Raw genomic sequence first — 18337 nt, forward strand, 5'->3', positions numbered from 1 at the left:
CTCCAGTGGTTGACGTCGTATCGGCATGCGGCCAGGCGTCGGTGCGCCAGTGGCCACGGCAAGGCGCAGCGTACGAGGCCACGACGCGTTGCGGCATCGACGGAATGGACGAAAACGGTGGGGAGTACTTACCCGGATCGGGTTTGCGCAAGAGGATGCGGCCGTGCCGCGATCCGAACCGCGGCATCGCTTATGATGGCGCCGCCGCTGCCGGCGCGTTCAGTCAGTCCGTTCCGTGCGGCGCTTGATCCATTTCCTGCTTGATCCAACATGGCCCGCCTCAAACTCGACCTGCCCGCCGACCAGCTTTGCTACGCCACGCACCTCACTGTGCGCGTGACGGACATCAATTCGGCCAACCACCTTGCCAATGATTCGATGATCTCAATGATTTCAGAGGCGCGGGCGCGGTTCCTGTTTGAATTCGGCAGCGAGGATGTACGCGAGGAAGGGGTAGGGATCATCGTCACCGACCTGGCCACCATGTACCGCAACGAGGCCCATGCGCGCGACCAGCTGCTGTTCGAGGTGGGCGTGATGGACTTCAACAAGTACGGCGGCGACATCATCTTCCGCATCACGCGGCCGGCCGATGGCGCGCTGATCGCGATGGCCAAGTCGGGCTTCGTCTTCTTCGACTACGTGGCCAGGCGCGTGGTGGCGATGCCGGCGGGATTCGCCGGGCGCTTCCCGAAGGTGAACTGGGTGGAGTAGCCGCTGGCGTGGCGCTGCCCGGTGGCGGCGCCACGTGTTTGCCAACCAGAAGGATCAGGCCTTGCGCTCGCCGCCAAGCGCCTCGGTCAGATCCACCAGCATGCCGGACAGCTCGCCCGCCATCATGGTGAAGTCCGCGTCGAAGCGCTCGTCTTCATCGTGCGCGGTGCCGTCGGCCTGTTCCTTGATCACGTCGAGCGGCGCGACTTTCTTGACCACCAGCCCGTCGGTCAGCACGAACGAGACGCGGTCGTTCCAGGTCATCGCCAGGCGGGTGCAGCGCTTGCCGGCGGCGATATGGCGGCGCAGGTCTTCCGCGTCGAGCGGGTGGCGCACGTAGCGGACCGTGGCCTTGCTTTCGGCGCCGGACTGCAGCTCGATTTCCTGGTCGACGGTAAAGCCGGCGGGGGCCGCATCGCCGGCCAGCCATTCGGTCATCGCCGCCACCGGCGACTGGTTGACGTGCAGGTTGATCAGCGGCAGCGGGTCCAGCGCCTTGAACAGCATGCCGCGCACTTCATCGGCCTTGGCCGCGGCGGCGGCGTCGATGGCAAGCCAGCCGTTGTCAGGATCGATCCACACGCGCGTGTCGCGGCGGATGCTGAAGGCGCGCGGCAGCAGTTCTTCGGTGACCTGCTCCTTTAGTTCCTTCATTTGCTTGCGGCCCGGCTTGTAGCCTTGCTGCTCTTCGATCTCGGCGGCGCGGGCGCGCGTGACCTGGTTGACCACGGTGGTGGGCAGCAGCTTTTTTTCGGTGCGCAGCGTCAGCAGCATCTGGCGGCCGACGGTATGGACCAGCTGGCCGTTGTCACGCGGCGAAGCCCAGCCCTGCGTCTGCATTTCGAGGCTGGTGCCGGGAAAGAAGGCGTGCTTCGCCAGGCTGGCTTCGACCTCGTCGGCGCTGGGCGACCACGGGGCGGAGAAACGATGGACCTGCAGATTCTTGAACCACATGGGGAATTCGGCCAAAGGGACGAATTCTAACGCCCGCGGCGCGCCGCCGCGGAAAATGCCTGCGCCGCGCGACCTGCAGGCCGCGCGGCGGCGATCGGAAATTGCTGCTACAGGTCGAGCCGGGTGATCTTGCTGCCTTCGAAGCTCAGGCCCGCCATCAGGCCGGCATTGGTCAGCACGAAGCCGACGATCGGCTGCTGGGCAGTGTTGGTGTCGAGCACGCCGTTTGCGCCAACCGTCGCCAGCGCCACGGTGGCATCGACGCCCGCGGTCCAGCCGCTGCTGCGCACGAATTTGTCGTAGGCGTCCTGCGTCATGAACATCAGGATCACCGACTTGGACTGGGCCCCGATCTGCCAGCCGACCGAGCCCGAGATCAGCCGGTAATAGCCGCGCGTGCCGCCACCGGAGCGCAGCGTGCCGTCGCCATACTCGCCGCCGACGATAAAGCCCGCCGACAGGGTCTTCGGGAACACCAGGATGCCGCGCGCGCGGCTGCCCAGCTCGCGCGCGCCGTTGACCGAGCCGTACAGGCGCGACAGCGTGGCATCCGCGCCGGAGTCCAGTTCGCGCCGGCGCGCGGACTTGTCGGCAGGCGCGTCGGGCTTGGTGGTGGTGCACGCGCCGGTAGCCAGCGTGCCGAGGGCCAGACCCGCGCTGGCCGTAAGGAAGGTTCGACGTTTCATCTCGTCTCCTTGGTGTTGTTGTCGCCTTTGAAGCATAGGCGCCGAAATCACCCGGGCAAATGATTCAGGCCAAGGAGTCGTTTCCATTTGTGACGAAGGTGGTGCAGGATGGGCCTTCGCGGCAAGAATAGTGGGCCTTGCGCCCGGTACGTCCCATGGCTGGCTTACTGCCAACATAGGACCGGGCGCCGTCACCGCATCTTAATCCGCCATGAAGAAACTTCTCACCGCCTTGCCGCTGCTTCTGCTGGCTGCCTGCGCCTCCCAGCCTCCGGGTGCTTCGACCGACGCCGCGGTATCGGCCCCGTCGGCCGACTCCGGCAGCGAATGGCAGGCGCTGCGCGCCAAATACATGGATTGCACGCAGAAAAAGGCGAACGACAACCTGTCGGCCAAGGGCCAGCCGAAAGACGTGGCCGACCTCGCGCTGTCCGCGTGCCAGCCTGAACTGGACGCGATGCACAGTGCCTTCCGCGGCTATCTCGACGCGCAGATGTCGTCGTCGCACGGCAAGAGCAGCGCGCGCCAGGCGGCGGCGCGCGTGACCACCGACACCCGCGACAAGGCGCGCAGCTACCTGGTGCGCTACGTCGAGCGCGAGCGCTACCTGGCGCGCCAGAACTGAGGGCGCGCCGGCGGCTCAGAGCATTTCCAGCGGCCCCGGCCCGTCGGGCGGCGGGAAGATGCGGTCGATCTCGGCCAGCTGGGCGGGGGACAGGCTTTTCGACAGCGCCTCCAGGTTTTCCTGAAGGCGCTCGCGCCGGCTGGTCTTGGGAATGGCGATGACGCCGTCCTGCGCCAGCAGCCAGGCCAGCGCGGCCTGTGCCGCGCTCATGCCGTGGTCGCGCGCGAAGCGCTTGAGCCCGGCATGGCCCAGCAGCCGCGACTGCTCGATCGGGGAATAGGCCATCACCGGCACGCCGCGCTGGCGCAGCCAGGGCAACAGGTCCCACTCGATGCCGCGCCGCCCCAGGTTGTACAGCAGCTGGTTGGTGGCCACGCGGCTGCCGCCGGGCGCGTCCCACAATTCCTGCATATCGGACAGGTCCAGGTTGCTGACGCCCCAGTGGCGGATCTTGCCGTCGCGCTGCAGCGCCTCCATGGCCTGCACGGTTTCTTCCAGCGGCACGCCGCCGCGCCAGTGCAGCAGATACAGGTCGATGCGGTCGGTGCGCAGCCGCTTCAGGCTGCGCTCGCAGGCCTGCACGGTGCCGCGCCGGCTGGCGTTGAAGGGGTAGACCTTGCTGACCAGGAAGGCCTGGTCGCGCCGGCCGGCGATGGCCTCGCCGATCATCTCCTCGGACTGCCCTTCGCCGTACATCTCGGCGGTATCGATCAGGCGCAGGCCCAGGTCCAGCCCCAGGCGCAGCGTGGCGATCTCTTCCGCGCGCGCGGCGGGCGACTCGCCCATATTCCATGTGCCCATGCCGAGCGCCGGGACGCGCTCGCCGTCGGGCAGGGTGACTTGCTTCATCGCTTGGCTTCCAGGTTGGCCGGGGTCGGGTGCCCGGCGGCACCCAACCACACTAGTTAACAACACCGGCAATGTACAACCCGGCGCGGGCCGGCAATGCTTCAGACCAGTCCGGTCAGAAAATACAGCGCGATGACGAAAAACACCGCGGCGGTCTTGATCAGCGTGACCGCGAAGATATCGCGGTAGGACTCGCGGTGGGTCAGGCCGGTCACGGCCAGCAGCGTGATCACGGCGCCGTTGTGCGGCAGGGTGTCCATGCCGCCGCTGGCCATCGACACCACGCGGTGCAGAACTTCGAGCGGGATCTGCATGGCCTGCGCGCCCGCGATGAAGGTTTGCGACATCGCCGCCAGCGCAATGCTCATGCCGCCCGAGGCCGAGCCGGTGATGCCGGCCAGGGTGCTGACCGAGACCGCGGCATTGACCAGCGGGTTGGGGATGGCGCGCAGCGCGTCGCTGACCACCAGGAAGCCCGGCAGCGCGGCGATGACGCCGCCGAAGCCGTATTCCGACGCGGTGTTCATCGAGGCCAGCAGCGCCCCGCCGACCGCCCCCTTGGTGCCCTCGGCAAACCGTTCGCGCAGCGCGCCAAAGGCGGTCACCAGCACCACGGCGATGCCCAGCAGCAGCGCGCCTTCCACCGCCCAGATCGCGGTGACGCTGGCAATCTTGGTTTCCACCGGGCTGGCCAGGCCGGGCAGCGCCACGCTGCTGGATTCGCCGTACCACAGCGGAATCATCCGCGTCAGCCAGAAATTGGCCACGCCCACCACCACCAGCGGCAGCAGCGCCAGCAGCGGGTGCGGCAGCTTGCCGGCCTGGCTGCGCTCGGGCTCGTTGCGCAGATTGGTGCCATAGCCCTCGCCGCGCGCGGCGGCGCCGCGGCGCCGCCATTCCAGGTAGCTCAGGCCCACCACCAGGATAAACAGCGACCCGGCCACGCCCAGCGCGGGCGCGGCCCACGAGGTGGTGTTGAAGAAATTGGTGGGAATGATGTTCTGGATCTGCGGGGTGCCCGGCAGCGAATCCATGGTGAACGAGAACGCGCCCAGCGCGATCGCGCCCGGCATCAGCCGCTTGGGGATGTTGCTCTGGCGATACAGCTCGGCGGCAAACGGGTAGACCGCGAACACCACCACGAACAGCGACACGCCGCCATAGGTCAGCAGCGCGCACACCGTGACGATCACCGCATTGGCGCGCGAGCGCCCGATATAGCGGATCGCCGCGGCGACGATGGACTCGGAAAAGCCCGATAGCTCGACCACCTTGCCGAACACCGCGCCTAATAAGAACACAGGGAAATACAGCTTCACGAAGCCGACCATCTTCTCCATGAAGATGCCGCTGAACACCGGCGCCACCGCCGACGGGTCGGTCAGCAGCACCGCGGCCAGCGCGGCGATCGGCGCGAACAGGATCACGCTGTAGCCGCGGTAAGCGGCGAACATCAGAAAGGCAAGGGCTGCCAGTACGATCAGGAACGACATCGGATCTCCTTCAGGGTTGCCTTCTCCTGAGGTGCGGTCCGTTGCCGCGCTGGGGCCTGCGCTTGTGGCGCGTTGTCTCTCTCTGTGCGTCAGGAAAAGGGATCAGCCGGCGACTGTGCCACAGCTTGGCCGGCGGCGAAACCTCGCGTCTCGCCGCCGGCGCTGGCGGTGGCCGGCATGAAGGAGCGGGGCGGCTTCACGCGTGCTGGTGGCGATATTCCTGCGTGCGCCCGCCGTAGCCATAGGCCGCGGCACGGGCGTCGATCACGTGGACGTAAGAGACCGGATGCAGGTTGCCCAGCAGGCCCGACATGGTCTCGAACACGGCCGCGATGAACTGCGCCTTCTCCGCCTTGGTATTGGTTTCATCGGTCACGCTGATGTCCAAATGGAAGGCGTTGCGGCCCTGCCCGGACAGCGGCGCGTCGGCGATGATCCAGTGGTCGTGCGGGATGTACTGGACCGTGACGGCAATCACGTCGCGCTGCTTGCCAAGCACGCGCTCGGTCAGGTCGGCGATGGCCTTGGCGCTGCGGCGGGTGAGGTCGGCATCGGGGTGGCCGGACAGGTGCAGGACGATGTGGGGCATGGCGGAGCTCCTTGGGTTTGGCGGGTTGGTGAAGCCATGGTAGGGGGGTGGTGTAGTATCGGAAAAGCGGGAATAACCGATGCCTTCCATCGGTTGTGCCGAAATCACTCCACCCCTGCCCCGGAGGCTTGCCATGCGTGGATTCGACACCGACCAGTTGCGCACCTTCGTGACGGTTGCCGACAGCGGCAGCCTGTCGGCCGCGGCGCCCCGGCTGTTCCTGTCGCAGTCGTCGGTCAGCGAGCAGCTGCGCAAGCTGGAAGAGCGCGCCGGCGTGCCGCTGCTGACGCGCGGCCGCCACGGCGCGCAGCCGACGCCGGCCGGACAGCGGCTGCTGGCGCACGCGCGGCGCATCCTGGACCTGAACGAACTGGCCTTGCAGGAGTTGCGCGGCCACGCGCTGGAAGGCGAGCTGCGGCTGGCGGTGACCGACTATTTCCGCCCGGGCGAGATCGCCGGCATGCTGCGGCGCCTGCGTGAGCGCTATCCGTACCTGCGCCTGCACGTGACGGTGATGAAGAGCGCGGCGATCGATGCCGCCGCGGCGCGCGACGCCTTCGATATCGGCCTCAGCATGCGGCTGCCAGGCACGCGCGGAACCGCGGCGCGCGGCGCGGTGCTGCGACGCGAGCCGCTCGCCTGGGTGGCGGCGCCGGCCGAGGCCGAGAGCCTGCCGGCGACCCTGCCGCTGGTGCTGCTGCCCGATACCTGCTCGCTGCACCAGTACGTGGTGCAGCGGCTCATGCGCAAGCGCGTGCCGTTCGAGATCGCGCATTCGGCGTCCGGCGTGGCAGGGCTGCACCTGGCGCTGGCTGCGGGACTGGGCCTGTCGTGCCTGAACGCGTCGGCGATCGGGCCCGGCGTGGCGCCGCTGGACGCCGCCACCATCGCGCGGCTGGGGCTGCCGCGCTTGCCCGAGGCGGAGTTCTTCCTGCTGCCGGGGCGGCGCGGGGAATCGGCATTCATTGCCGAGGCGCGCGATGCGCTCGCCGCGCAACTGGCCTAGCCGACCTACCTGAGGTCAGAAAGTCACAAACCGGAGCGTGCCGGCCAACCTGATTGTGTTGAAAGCAACATATCTTGATTGGGAATAGGAATAATTCGCAATCTCGTTGACCATGACAATCCCGTAATCGATAATTCGCCCGCTTTTTCAAAATTATTACAGTCGATTACAGGCCAATGAGAATAAAACTTCACCCGATTTGTGCCGCGGTGGCGGGGAGCTTCGTTTTTCAACCGATGCTGGTGTGGGCGCAGTCCGCACCGGCAGCCCCGGCGCAGTTGCCGGAGGTCACCGTCAAGGCGGACGTCAGCCGTGAACTGGGCGCGGGCTACAACCCGCCCAATGCGGTCAGCGCCACCAAGACCGAAGCGCCGCTGCGCGACGTCCCGCAAACCGTCAACGTGGTCACCGCCGACGTCATGCGCGACCAGCACGCCACCTCGATGCAGGACGCGCTGAAGAACGTGCCGGGCGTGTCGTTCTCGCACGGCGACGGCCAGCGCGACCAGGTCTCGATCCGCGGCTTCACCGCCATCGCCGACCAGTTCGTCGACGGCATCCGCGACGATGCGCTGTACTTCCGCGACATGTCCAATGTCGACCGTGTCGAGGTCATCAAGGGACCGGCAGCGGTGCTGTACGGGCGCGGCTCGTCGGGCGGCCTGATCAACCGCGTGACCAAGAAGCCCGGCATCGATGTCACCGACTTCGCGCTCAGCTACGGCATGTGGGCCGACCGCCGCGCCGAAGCCGACGTGGGCCGCGTGTTCGCCGACGGCGCCGCGGCGTTCCGCGTGACCGGCGCAGTGCAAAAGGCCAACAGCTACCGCTCGCAGCAGTTCCTGGACCGTGCGGCGATCGCGCCGTCGCTGGAGCTGCGGGTCGCGCCCGAGACCACCGTGCTGTTCCAGGCCGACTACCTGGAAGACCGCCGGGTGACCGACTTCGGCATCCCGGCCTACCGCGGCCGGCCGGTGGAAGTGCCGGCGTCGCGCTACTACGGGGCGGCCAACGCGCGCGACGCGGACTACTCGCAGTCGCGTGTGTTCTCCGGCACTGCCACGATCAACCATCGCTTCAATGAGAACTGGTCGATCCGCAATGCGACGCGGTATTACCACTACTCGCTGGACCGCAACAACACGCTGACTCGAGACGTGTTCGAGGCAACTCGGGAACTGACGCTGAATCACGGCAATGTCCGGCGCGAGGAGCATGGCTGGTTCAACCAGACCGACCTGACCCAGAAAGCAACGATCTTTGGCACCAAGCACGAGATCCTTTATGGCATGGAGTTTGGTCAGCAAAACAAGGACCAGGTAAACAACACCCAGCCTGTGCGCGATACCAGTGGCGGGATTGCCCGTTTTGACTTGTTCAATCCGGCGCTTCCGGTGCTGCCGCGCCTGGCACCGGGCAACCCGGCTACCTCGAACCTGGGTGTCTTCGACACGCTGGCGTTCTACACCCAGGACATGATCACCTTCAGCGAGCAGTGGAAGGCGCTGGTGGGGGTGCGCTACGACAACTTCCAGCAGGAAACCCGCAACCGCATCGCCGGCCAGCGCGACCTGTCGCGCAGCGACTCCGCCTGGAGCCCGCGTGCCGGCCTGGTGTGGCAGCCGAGCAAGACGCAGTCGTACTACGTGTCGTGGAGCAAGTCGTTCCAGCCGTCCGGGGAAACTTTTCCCCTGGCGACCAACAATGCCGACCTGACGCCCGAGACTACGAACAATACGGAGATCGGTGCCAAGTACGACTGGCTCGACGGCAAGGCCAGCACGACAATTTCCGTGTTCAGGCTGGAGCGGAACAATATGAAGGTGCCGAACGCTACTAACACTGCCATCTTGCAGGTGGGCAAGCAGCGCACTGATGGCGTTGAACTGAGTGCCGCCGCTGAACTGGCCCAAGGTTGGAAGGTTCTGGCGGGGTATGCTTATCTGGATGCACGTATCATCAATTCCACTCAGATTGATGCCGGCCAGCCAGTGCAGGGCAAGCGCGCGACGCTGACGCCAAGGCATAGCGGGAACGTCTGGGTGACGAAAGATCTAGGACATGGATTCGGTATCGGTGGTGGCCTCAACTTGGTCGGGCCCCGGTTCGCCAACTTAGGAAACACGGTAACCCTGCCCGGCTACGTCACCGCCGACGCGATGGCCTGGTACCGTCGCGGCGCCTTCGAGGCCCAGCTCAACGTGTACAACCTGTTCGACAAGGGCTACATCGTCTCGGCGCATGGCACCAACGCCAACCTGAACATGCCCGGCGCTCCGCGCAGCGTCATGGCCACCCTGCGCTACCGCATGTAAAGCGCAGCATCGGGGACAAAAAAACCGGGCGGTTCATCACCGCCCGGTTTTTTTTCGCCTGCTGTTTCCGCTTCAGCCGGACATGCAACGGCATGCCCCGGAGAAACCCTGAGTCCGCCAGCGATCAGTGCTCGCGCTCCCAGGTCTGGGTGCGCCCGATCAGGCTGATGCCGATGAAGCCGCGCACGTTGAGCTTGTTGCCATCCTCGGCGAGCGACATCTTGCTCTTGTAGACCTTGCCGTTCTCCGGGTCGAGGATCTCGCCGCCGCTCCACTCGTTGTCGCCGGTCTTGCGCAGGCCGGACAGGATGGTCATGCCGATCAGCGGCTGGTCCTTGCGTGCGTCGGTGCACTTGTCGCACACCCTCGGCTTGCCGTCGCTGTCGACGAAGCTCTTGAGCAGGCGTCCGCTGTAGACGCCGTTCTTCTCGGTGATCTCCACCAGCCCGCGCGGCTTGCCGGTGTTGTCGTCGATGGTCTTCCACGTGCCGCTGGGCGTGGCCTGCGCCAGCGCCGCGGCGCTGCCGAGCAGGGTGGCGGCAAGCACCGCGGCGCGCATGGTGCAGGCAATGAGGGAAGGGCTGCGCATGATGTCTCCTTTGAGGTCCGTAGCCACGCCAATCTACTGGCGCTGCCGCCGCGCCGCAATCCGTCGCGGACCGGCGCGCGCCGCTGCGCGGCGCTTGCCTGCTGCCCGCCAGGCCGCATGCAGCGGGCGTTTGCGGGTTTTTGTGGCGCAGCAAAACGCGCCTGCGCACGGCCGCTGAAGCAATCCTCTAAGCGGACGTACGACGCACCGGACGGCACCTTGCCGCGTCCTTCGCGACGGCGCGAACGCATCCGCAAAGCACGGCGCGCGCGCTCCGGATCGTGCGGCACGACGCGACCTCATCGCAGCGACTGCCGGAGTGTTGCCGCGACGCTTCGCTGTCGTCCGGCTTGGCTCGATCGCAACGCTTCGACGTCGCCGCGACGTCCTTGCGATGCCTTCGCGATGCCCTTTCGATGTTGCGTCGATGCAAACCGTTGCGTGCGCGCATCACTCTCGCGCGCGCTCGGCGATGGTGTCGCGCCGCGACCGACCCCGGTGTCGTTGAGCATCGGGCTCGGCGTCGCGCATGCGTGCCGGGCCGAGTGTGTAAAGCATGCAGGGCGCGCGCCGGTGATCGCGTCGCGCGCGTGCCGAAGCGTGCCGCCGCACAGCTCGACGCGCGCCGCTCGCGCGTTGGTGCATCGCCCGCAAAGCCTTTGTCCATGCGGCTTTTCGGAAAGTGCGAGGACGCGCGTCGGAGCTTTTCACTGTCGTCGCGCGCATGCCGCGCGGCTTGTCATCGCTACGCGCGACGGTGTGTAAAAGCTGCGGCGCGCGCAGTCAGCGAAGGGGCATCGCGCAGCGTGCGCGAGCGCGCGTGGTGGGTCCCGACACGGGCATGCGCGCGACGCGTTTTGATGTCGTCGGCAACGTCTTCGTGACGACGCGCGTGAGAACTAGTTGGAGCGATCCATGCAGGCAAGTTTTTTTGCACTTTTTTCTTAACATCATCGTGCAAACGAATTATGATTCGCCTTGACAAGAGTCTCACTTCATTGCAGCGAAGCAGGAAGCAAGATGGAACCGAAAAGCGCGATGCGCGCTTCGATGCAATGACGAAGGTAGTAGCTGAGGAGCACGAGAACTTTGACGCAGACCAGGCCCGACCGGCTTCTTAAAACGCGTGCAGTCTCCCTTGGTCCATTAACGGGTTGGACCCGCTACCACCGAATGAATGCCGCCTGCCGTGCGCGAGGCCAAGCCCGCACCGCAGGCCTGCTGTCCGATATCTCCTCAATTCTGGCCGCGCGCCGGCTCAACGGGCGGTGCGGGCTGATCGAATATTCCAGGGCGCGGCATGTGCCCGAGACCCGCTTGCGGGCTCGCGCCGGCCGCCAAGTCACCGCCATGGGCGGTGCCCCTGCAACCGAATTCATTAGCGTGCAGCAGTGGTCGGGCCGCACGCCGATGAATCGCTCGCTCGACTGGGGCCGCGCTGCTGTGGCGCGCCTCGGGTCGGTCGGGTCGCCAACTTAGGTCATTCGATATTCACTCTCTAGTGAAGGAGTTATCCATGGCAACTGCTGCAAAGAAAAAGCCGGCGGCTAAGAAGGCCGCCAAGCCGGCCGCCAAGAAGGCTGCTGTGAAGAAGGTCGCCGCCAAGAAGGCTGCACCGGCCGCCAAGAAGGCAGCCGCCAAGAAGGCACCGGCCAAGAAGGCCGCGGTGAAGAAGGTCGCCGCCAAGAAGGCCGCACCGGCCAAGAAGGCAGCCGCCAAGAAGGCAGCACCGGCCAAGAAGGCCGCAGTGAAGAAGGTCGCCGCCAAGAAGGCAGCGCCGGCCAAGAAAGCTGCTGCCAAGAAGGCACCGGCCAAGAAGGCCGCGGTGAAGAAGGTCGCTGCCAAGAAGGCCGCACCGGCCAAGAAGGCTGCTGCCAAGAAGGCGCCCGCCAAGAAGGCCGCTGCCAAGAAGGCTGCACCGGCCAAGAAGGCTGCTGCCAAGAAGCCCGCCGCCAAGAAGGCTGCTGCCAAGAAGCCGGCTGCCAAGAAGGCTGCCGCCAAGCCTGCCGCGGCCCCTGCCGTTGCTCCCGCTTCGGCTGCCAAGACCGCGCTGAACCCGGCTGCTGCCTGGCCGTTCCCGACGGGCAACCGTCCGTAAGCTGCGCCACCACGGCGTGGATCCTACCCGTTCCGCAAGGAACCTCAACGGCACGCACGTCGTGCCTGCATGACCGGATACCGCGTATCCGGTCCGCAAGACACCTGGTCTTGCCGACCCGCCGATGGCAACCGCCCGGCGGGTTTTTTCATGGGCGCGCCAGCGCCGCGCCGGGGCATGGAAAGGCCGCCAGAGCGACCAAAGAAAAAGCGCCGCACCCTTGCGGGTACGGCGCCCGGGGAGCGCCTTTGGCGAGGGGCCTGCGTGGCCGTCAGTGCGTGACGCGTGTCACGCCGCCGGAAGACAGCAGCCGCACCCGTTCGCCGGGACGGAAGGCTTCGTCGGCCTCCTGCGTGATCGCGCGCATCTCGCCGTTGTCCAGGCGCACCGTGATCTCCAGCGCGCGGCGCTGGTTGATCTTGTTCTCCGCCGCGCTGCCGGCGATGCCGCCCAGCACCGCGCCGAGGATGCCGGCCGCCACCGCGCCGTTGCCGCCGCCGATGGTGCTGCCGGCCGCGATGCCGCCGATGGCGCCGCCGGCCAGCGTGCCGGCGCCGCTCTGGCTGCCCTGGATGGTGACCTCGCGGATGCCTTCGACCACGCCGTAACGCACGGTCTGCTCGCGCTGCGCCTGGCCGGTGCTGTAGACGCTGTTGGAATTGGATTGCGTGGCGCAGCCGGCCGCCAGCGTGGCAACCAGGGTGGCACCAAGGACGGCAAGCGCGCCGCCGCGTAGCTTGTTGTTCATGTCAGTTCCCGAAAAATTCGCCACGCGCCGGCCGCAGCTCAGGCGTAGCGGTACCCGAATGCAGACTGGAACCGGTTGCCGATTTCCTCGCGCGACAACCAGTGGTTCTGCGGACCCTGCTGCGCGATCTTGACCGACCCCATCAGCGATGCGAGACGGCCTGTCGTTTCCCAGTCTAATCCGTTTTCGATGCCGAAGAGCAGGCCGCCGCGGAAGGCGTCGCCACAGCCGGTCGGATCGACGATGCGCTCGGCCGCGACGGCCGGGATCGCGTACTGGCGGCCATCGGCAAAGATGCTGGCGCCGCGTTCGCCGTGCGTGATGATGAAGGCACGAACCTTGGCGGCAACCTCGGCGCTGGTCCAGGCGGTGCGCGACAGCAGGACCTGCGCCTCGTAGTCATTGACTGTCACGTAACTGGCGAGTTCAACGAACTCCCGCAGGTCGTCGCCGTTGAACAGCGGCATGGCCTGGCCCAGGTCGAAGATGAACGGCACGCCGGCCTCGGCGAACTGGCGCGCGTGGTGCAGCATCCCTTCGCGGCTGTCGGGCGCGACGATGCCCAGGCGCGGCGCCTTGTCGCCGCCCAGCGCGTCCTTGACGTTGTTCAGCTGCGACTGGCTCATTGCGCCAGGGTGGAAGGCGGTGATCTGGTTGTTGTCCAGGTCGGTGGTGATCATGGCCTGGGCGGTGAAGGTCTCCGGCAGCACGCGGATGTGGCCGGTGGGGATCTCCAGCTTGCGCAGGTATTCAAGGTAGGGCTCGGCGTCGATGCCGACGGTGGCCATCACCACCGGATCGCCGCCCAGCATCTTCAGCGTGTAGGCGATGTTGCCGGCGCAGCCGCCGAACTCGCGGCGCATGCCGGGCACCAGGAACGAGACGTTCAGCATGTGGATCTGGTCCGGCAGAATGTGTTCGCGGAAGCGTCCGTCGAACGTCATGATGGTGTCGTAGGCGACGGAGCCGCAGATCAGGCTGGCCATGCTCTCTCCAGGTGTCGGGGTTGGGTTCGGGTGGATCGGTGCCCTTTGCGGGCGGAAGCAGTAACGCACAAAACAGAAGCGGCCGCCCCGTGGTCGCGGGCGGCCGCTGACATCGCAGGCGCGCCGCCTGTTACTTCAGCGCGGCCAGGGCGGCGTCGTAGTCGGGCTCGGTCTTGATCTCGGGCACCAGCTGGCTGTACTTGACGGTGTCGTTCTCGTCGAGCACCACCACCGCGCGGGCGGTCACGCCGGCGAGCGGGCCGGTCTTGATGTCGACGCCGTAGTTGCCTTTGAACTCGGCGCCGCGCATGGTCGACAGCGTCACCACGTTGGCCAGGCCTTCGGCGGTGCAGAAGCGGCCCATGGCGAACGGCAGGTCGGCGGAGATGGTCAGCACCACGGTGTTGGCCAGGCCGCTGGCAGCTTCGTTGAACTTGCGCGCGGACGCCTGGCACACCGGCGTATCCAGGCTCGGGACGATGTTCAGCACCTTGCGCTTGCCGGCGAAGTCGGCCAGCGTGACGTCCTTCAGGTCCTTGCCGACCAGCGAGAAGGCGGGGGCCTTGTCGCCGGCTTGCGGGAACTTGCCTGCTACTTCGATGGCGTTGCCGCCGAGGGTGACGTTGCTCATGTCTACTCCTTGATGTCTGATGGATTTCCGGTTGCGGTCCGGAGCGGGGGCAAGGCTCGCTGCCAGACTCGGATTCGGTCAGGCGGCGGGCCAGGAATTCAGGGGTAAAAAATCAGCACGCGATAGTTGGCTGGCGCCTGCTGCGTCCGGAATCGTACCCGAACCGGCAGCTCCATGCCCGCGCGCAGCCCTTGCGCGGCAAAGGCCTGCTGCGACGGCTCCAGGTATTCGGCGGGCTGCAGCACCCGGCGCAGCAGCAACTGGTCCTGCAGGTCGGTCATCACCAGCTCGATCGCCGGCAGCGCGGTGCTGGCCCGGCCCAGGTTGCGCAGCGTGACAGCAAGCAGGTAGGTGTCGCCGCCTTCATCCTGGCGCTGCAGCTGCGAGGTCTCGATGCGCAGCGCATCGATGTCGCGCCACGGCGGCACCGTGCAGCCCAGCGGCGCGCATGCCGCCTCGAGTGCCGGGCGCAGCATCGGAAAGTGCCCGGCGAGCTGGCTGCGTCCCAGGTACGCAAGCTGCAACAGCGCGGCGATGGCGAGCACCACGGCTGCCACGCGCCATGCAGCGCGAGGCACGGCAATGGGCCGGCGCGGCTGGCGTTCACGCTCGCGCTCGCGCGCGTGCCGCAGGAAGTCAGGGGCGAACACCGGGCCGGCCGGTGCTTCGGCGCGGACCCAGCGGCGCGTCGCCTGCTCGCGCGCGACCGCGCCGCCGGTGACGCTGGCAAGGGTGTCGGGGCCGGCGGAGCGGGCTTCGTCCTGCTCGCCGACGGCGGGCAAGGCGTTCGGCGGCGTGGCGGCCGCAGCCTGGTCAGCCGGGCCCCGCGTGTGATCCGGCCACGGCGCCGACTCGGATGCCTGATCGGCCGATGCCGCGCGCAGGAATTCGCTCGCGCTGGGGATGGCGCCGGGGGTCGGCGCCGCGGGTTTTTCGGCCGGGCTATCGAGCGCGCCGTGATCGAGCGCCGGCCAGGCGGTTGCCGGCGCGGGCGGCTGTGCCGCCGGTGCCGGTGCCGGGGTCGGAGCTGGGGCCACTTCGGCGACCGGGCTTGCCGCCTGCCGCTGCGCGTCGCGCGCATCGCGGTCGGCGACGGCTGCGTTGGCTTCGCGCAGCGCGCGCTCGATCTCGGCTTCGTCCATGCCGGCCTGCGGCGGCACGGCCATGTCCTCGGGCGACGACATCAGCATGGTCGGCGCATCCAGCGCAGGCACGTCGTAGCCGGGATCGATGGTCGGGGTGAAAGCGGGCGTCGGGGCGGGCGTCGGCGCGGGCGCCGCTGGTGACGATGCGAGCGGCGCGGGGGTGTCAGCGGCAGCGGGGGCAGGCGTGGCAGACGCTGCCGGCTTCTGTGACGGGGCCGGGGCGCTGCCCGCGGTGGTGCCCGCCGGCAGCGGAATCTCGATCAGGTGCTCGCGCGCGTCGAACACCGTTTCGCACTGGCCGCAGCGCACCAGCCCCTGGCGCAGGCGCAGCTGGTCGGCGACCAGCCGGAAGGCGGTGCGGCAGGCCGGGCAGCGCGTGACTAGCTTGACGGCGGCCATCGGGCGGAATCAGGGGCGGGTGCCGTGCAGGCAGACCCAGCCTTCCTCGCTGCGCCACACCGTCAGCGGCAGCCAGGGGGCGTAGGCCGCGGCGACTTCGTCGGCCTGGCGCTCGAGCACGCCGGACAGCACCAGACGCCCGCCGGCGCGCACGCGCGCGCTCAGCATGGCCGCCATCAGCTTGAGCGGGTTGGACAGGATATTGGCGACCACCAGGTCGTAGCTGGCGTCGGACACCGATTCCGGCAGCGCGAACGACGCCTCGACGCGGTTGCGCTCGGCGTTGTAGCGCGATGCTTCCACCGCGTTGGGGTCGATGTCGATGCCGACCGTGTCGCCCGCGCCCAGCTTGCGCGCGACGATGGCCAGGATGCCGGAGCCGCAGCCGTAGTCGAGCACGGTTTCGCCCGGCTTCAGGTTCTGCTCCAGCCACTGCATGCATAGCCGCGTGGTAGGGTGGCTGCCGGTGCCGAAGGCCAGGCCCGGGTCGAGCTCCAGCACCACGGCGTCGGGCTCGGGCGCGTCGTGCCACGACGGCACCACCCAGATGCGCTCGCCCACGCGGATCGGCTCGAACTGCGACTGCGTCAGCCGCACCCAGTCCTGGTCCTCGACCGCGCGCAACTGGTACGGCGGCACCGGGTCGATGCCCAGCTGGTTGGCGGCAGCGGCCACCACCACGGCGGGATCGGCGTCGTCGCCGAACAGCGCGACCACGCGCGAGCGGTTCCACGCGAGTTGCTTCGGTTCCAGCCCGGGCTCGCCAAACAGCGGCTGCTCATCGGGCGTGTCGGCGTCGGCGTCTTCCACCGAGACCGACAGCGCGCCGAGGTCGAACAGGGTGTCAGACCAGGCCTCGGCCTGGTCCTGCGCCACTTCGATCACACATTCCTGAAATGCCACGGGCTTCCTTCTGTTGCTGCGGGTTGCTCAGACCGGTGCTCAGGCCTTCGCGCGTTCTGCCAGGCGATGCTCGAGATAATGGATGCTGGTGCCGCCTTCGACGAAGTTGGCGTCCATCATCAGTTCGCGGTGCAGCGGCACGTTGGTCTGGATGCCGTCCACCACCATTTCCGACAGCGCGATGCGCATGCGGGCGATGGCCTGCTCGCGCGTGGCGCCGTAGGTGATGATCTTGCCGATCATCGAATCATAGTTGGGCGGGACGAAGTAACCATCATACGCGTGCGAGTCCACCCGCACACCGGGGCCGCCCGGCATGTGCCATGCGGTAATGCGCCCCGGCGACGGGGTGAACTTGAACGGATCTTCGGCGTTGATGCGGCATTCGATGGCGTGGCCGCGGAACTGCACGTCCTTCTGGCGGAAGCGCAGCTTCTCGCCAAAGGCGATGCGGATCTGCTCCTGCACGATGTCGATGCCGGTGATCATCTCGGTGACCGGGTGCTCCACCTGCACGCGCGTGTTCATCTCGATGAAATAGAACTCGTTGTTCTCGTACAGGAACTCGAAGGTGCCTGCGCCGCGGTAGCCCATCTTCTTGCAGGCCTCGGCGCAACGGTCGCCGATGCGCTCGATCAGGCGGCGCGGGATATGCGGCGCGGGGGCTTCCTCGATCACCTTCTGGTGACGGCGCTGCATCGAGCAGTCGCGCTCGCCCAGCCAGATGGCCTGCTTGTGCTGGTCGGCCAGGATCTGGATTTCCACATGGCGCGGGTTCTCGAGGAACTTCTCCATGTAGACCTCGGGATTGCCGAAGGCGCGGCCGGCTTCTTCGCGCGTCATGTTGACGGCGTTGATCAGCGCGGCTTCGGTATGCACCACGCGCATGCCGCGGCCGCCGCCGCCGCCGGCGGCCTTGATGATCACCGGGTAGCCGACGCGGCGCGCGGTGGCCAGGATTTCCTTGGGATCGTCGGGCAGGGCGCCGTCGGAGCCGGGCACGCACGGCACGCCGGCCTTGATCATGGCCTGCTTCGCCGAGACCTTGTCACCCATCAGGCGGATGCTGTCGGCGGTCGGGCCGATGAAGACGAAGCCGGACTTTTCCACACGCTCGGCGAAGTCCGAGTTCTCGGACAGGAAGCCGTAGCCGGGGTGGATGGCCTGCGCGTCGGTCACCTCGGCGGCCGAGATGATGGCGGGCATGTTCAGGTACGACAGCGGCGACGGGGCCGGGCCGATGCAGACGGCTTCGTCGGCCAGGCGCACGTACTTGGCCTCCTTGTCGGCCTCGGAGTACACCACGACCGTCTTGATGCCCAGCTCGCGGCAGGCGCGCTGGATGCGAAGAGCGATTTCGCCGCGGTTCGCGATCAGAATTTTTTCAAACATGGTCTCTCTCTGCGAGAACAGTAGCGGTCCCGCTGCGTGGCGCCATGGCGCGCCGGGCGCGCTCCGTGATGGCCTGTGGCCACCCGGGCCGCGATACTGCGGGAATTGCATGGAACTGCACGGAACGGGCCGCGAAGCCCACAACGTCCCTGGCGTCGGAAGCGCCGTGGCATGCCGCGTGGGACGGGCCGCCGTGAGGCCGCTTGCGCGGCCGT

17 protein-coding genes are annotated in these 18337 nt (G+C 67.4%); 5 read left to right on the top strand and 12 right to left on the bottom strand.

The window, feature by feature from the left end; translation table 11 throughout:
- The first annotated feature begins 270 nt into the window (after positions 1-270).
- Positions 271-714 (top strand): thioesterase family protein, encoded by a 444-nt coding sequence (locus GA0116996_RS00520; RefSeq protein ID WP_092306333.1) that lies wholly within the window; start codon positions 271-273, stop codon positions 712-714.
- 54 nt (positions 715-768) lie between these two features.
- Here the strand turns inward: GA0116996_RS00520 and GA0116996_RS00525 are convergent, their stop codons facing one another.
- Complete coding sequence (locus GA0116996_RS00525) at positions 769-1668, bottom strand: recombination-associated protein RdgC (protein ID WP_092307324.1); 900 nt, start codon at positions 1666-1668, stop codon at positions 769-771.
- A 107-nt stretch (positions 1669-1775) separates the two neighbouring features.
- On the bottom strand, positions 1776-2354 hold the full coding sequence (locus tag GA0116996_RS00530) for a BPSL1445 family SYLF domain-containing lipoprotein (RefSeq protein WP_092306335.1): 579 nt from the start codon (positions 2352-2354) through the stop codon (positions 1776-1778).
- Positions 2355-2565: 211 nt separating this feature from the next.
- On the opposite strand from GA0116996_RS00530, the gene GA0116996_RS00535 reads away from it, so the two are divergent.
- A complete protein-coding gene (locus GA0116996_RS00535; RefSeq protein ID WP_092306337.1) occupies positions 2566-2979 on the top strand; it encodes a hypothetical protein in 414 nt (137 codons plus the stop codon).
- Positions 2980-2994: 15 nt separating this feature from the next.
- On the opposite strand, the gene GA0116996_RS00540 is transcribed toward GA0116996_RS00535, so the two are convergent.
- The 3 genes from GA0116996_RS00540 to GA0116996_RS00550 form a co-directional block, all read right to left on the bottom strand.
- Positions 2995-3828 (bottom strand): aldo/keto reductase, encoded by an 834-nt coding sequence (locus tag GA0116996_RS00540; protein WP_092306339.1) that lies wholly within the window; start codon positions 3826-3828, stop codon positions 2995-2997.
- A 101-nt stretch (positions 3829-3929) separates the two neighbouring features.
- A complete protein-coding gene (locus GA0116996_RS00545) occupies positions 3930-5321 on the bottom strand; it encodes a GntP family permease (protein ID WP_092306341.1) in 1392 nt (463 codons plus the stop codon).
- A 196-nt stretch (positions 5322-5517) separates the two neighbouring features.
- Positions 5518-5910: a tautomerase family protein gene (locus tag GA0116996_RS00550; protein ID WP_092306343.1), complete on the bottom strand. Its 393-nt coding sequence runs from the start codon at positions 5908-5910 to the stop codon at positions 5518-5520.
- 133 nt (positions 5911-6043) lie between these two features.
- Here GA0116996_RS00550 and GA0116996_RS00555 point away from each other — a divergent pair, with 133 nt between their 5' ends.
- Positions 6044-6916, top strand: a complete 873-nt coding sequence (locus GA0116996_RS00555) for a LysR family transcriptional regulator (RefSeq protein WP_092306344.1) — start codon at positions 6044-6046, stop codon at positions 6914-6916.
- A 176-nt stretch (positions 6917-7092) separates the two neighbouring features.
- Entirely contained in the window at positions 7093-9231 is a 2139-nt protein-coding gene (locus GA0116996_RS00560) for a TonB-dependent receptor (RefSeq protein ID WP_092306346.1), read from the top strand.
- Positions 9232-9355: 124 nt separating this feature from the next.
- Here the strand turns inward: GA0116996_RS00560 and GA0116996_RS00565 are convergent, their stop codons facing one another.
- Complete coding sequence (locus tag GA0116996_RS00565) at positions 9356-9820, bottom strand: DUF2147 domain-containing protein (RefSeq protein ID WP_092306348.1); 465 nt, start codon at positions 9818-9820, stop codon at positions 9356-9358.
- Positions 9821-11336: 1516 nt separating this feature from the next.
- Between GA0116996_RS00565 and GA0116996_RS00580 the strand changes: the two genes are divergently transcribed.
- Positions 11337-11918, top strand: a complete 582-nt coding sequence (locus GA0116996_RS00580; protein WP_062801739.1) for a histone H1-like DNA-binding protein — start codon at positions 11337-11339, stop codon at positions 11916-11918.
- 271 nt (positions 11919-12189) lie between these two features.
- Here GA0116996_RS00580 and GA0116996_RS00585 read toward each other — a convergent pair whose 3' ends face one another.
- From GA0116996_RS00585 to accC, 6 genes are all read right to left on the bottom strand, one after another.
- The gene (locus tag GA0116996_RS00585; RefSeq protein WP_062801738.1) at positions 12190-12666 is read right to left on the bottom strand and encodes an outer membrane lipoprotein; all 477 of its coding nucleotides are present in this window, start codon (positions 12664-12666) and stop codon (positions 12190-12192) included.
- A 38-nt stretch (positions 12667-12704) separates the two neighbouring features.
- Positions 12705-13652, bottom strand: coding sequence for a carbohydrate kinase family protein (locus GA0116996_RS00590; RefSeq protein WP_092306352.1), 948 nt, complete (start codon positions 13650-13652; stop codon positions 12705-12707).
- Between the two features lie 130 nt (positions 13653-13782).
- On the bottom strand, positions 13783-14283 hold the full coding sequence (gene tpx / locus GA0116996_RS00595; protein WP_092306354.1) for a thiol peroxidase: 501 nt from the start codon (positions 14281-14283) through the stop codon (positions 13783-13785).
- A gap of 98 nt (positions 14284-14381) precedes the next feature.
- On the bottom strand, positions 14382-15827 hold the full coding sequence (locus GA0116996_RS00600) for a DUF3426 domain-containing protein (RefSeq protein ID WP_092306356.1): 1446 nt from the start codon (positions 15825-15827) through the stop codon (positions 14382-14384).
- Between the two features lie 9 nt (positions 15828-15836).
- Positions 15837-16730, bottom strand: coding sequence for a 50S ribosomal protein L11 methyltransferase (prmA, locus tag GA0116996_RS00605; RefSeq protein ID WP_092306358.1), 894 nt, complete (start codon positions 16728-16730; stop codon positions 15837-15839).
- 39 nt (positions 16731-16769) lie between these two features.
- Entirely contained in the window at positions 16770-18122 is a 1353-nt protein-coding gene (accC, locus tag GA0116996_RS00610) for an acetyl-CoA carboxylase biotin carboxylase subunit (protein WP_092306360.1), read from the bottom strand.
- Positions 18123-18337: the final 215 nt, after the last annotated feature.

It is taken from the genome of Cupriavidus alkaliphilus (assembly GCF_900094595.1).
Lineage (GTDB): Bacteria > Pseudomonadota > Gammaproteobacteria > Burkholderiales > Burkholderiaceae > Cupriavidus > Cupriavidus alkaliphilus.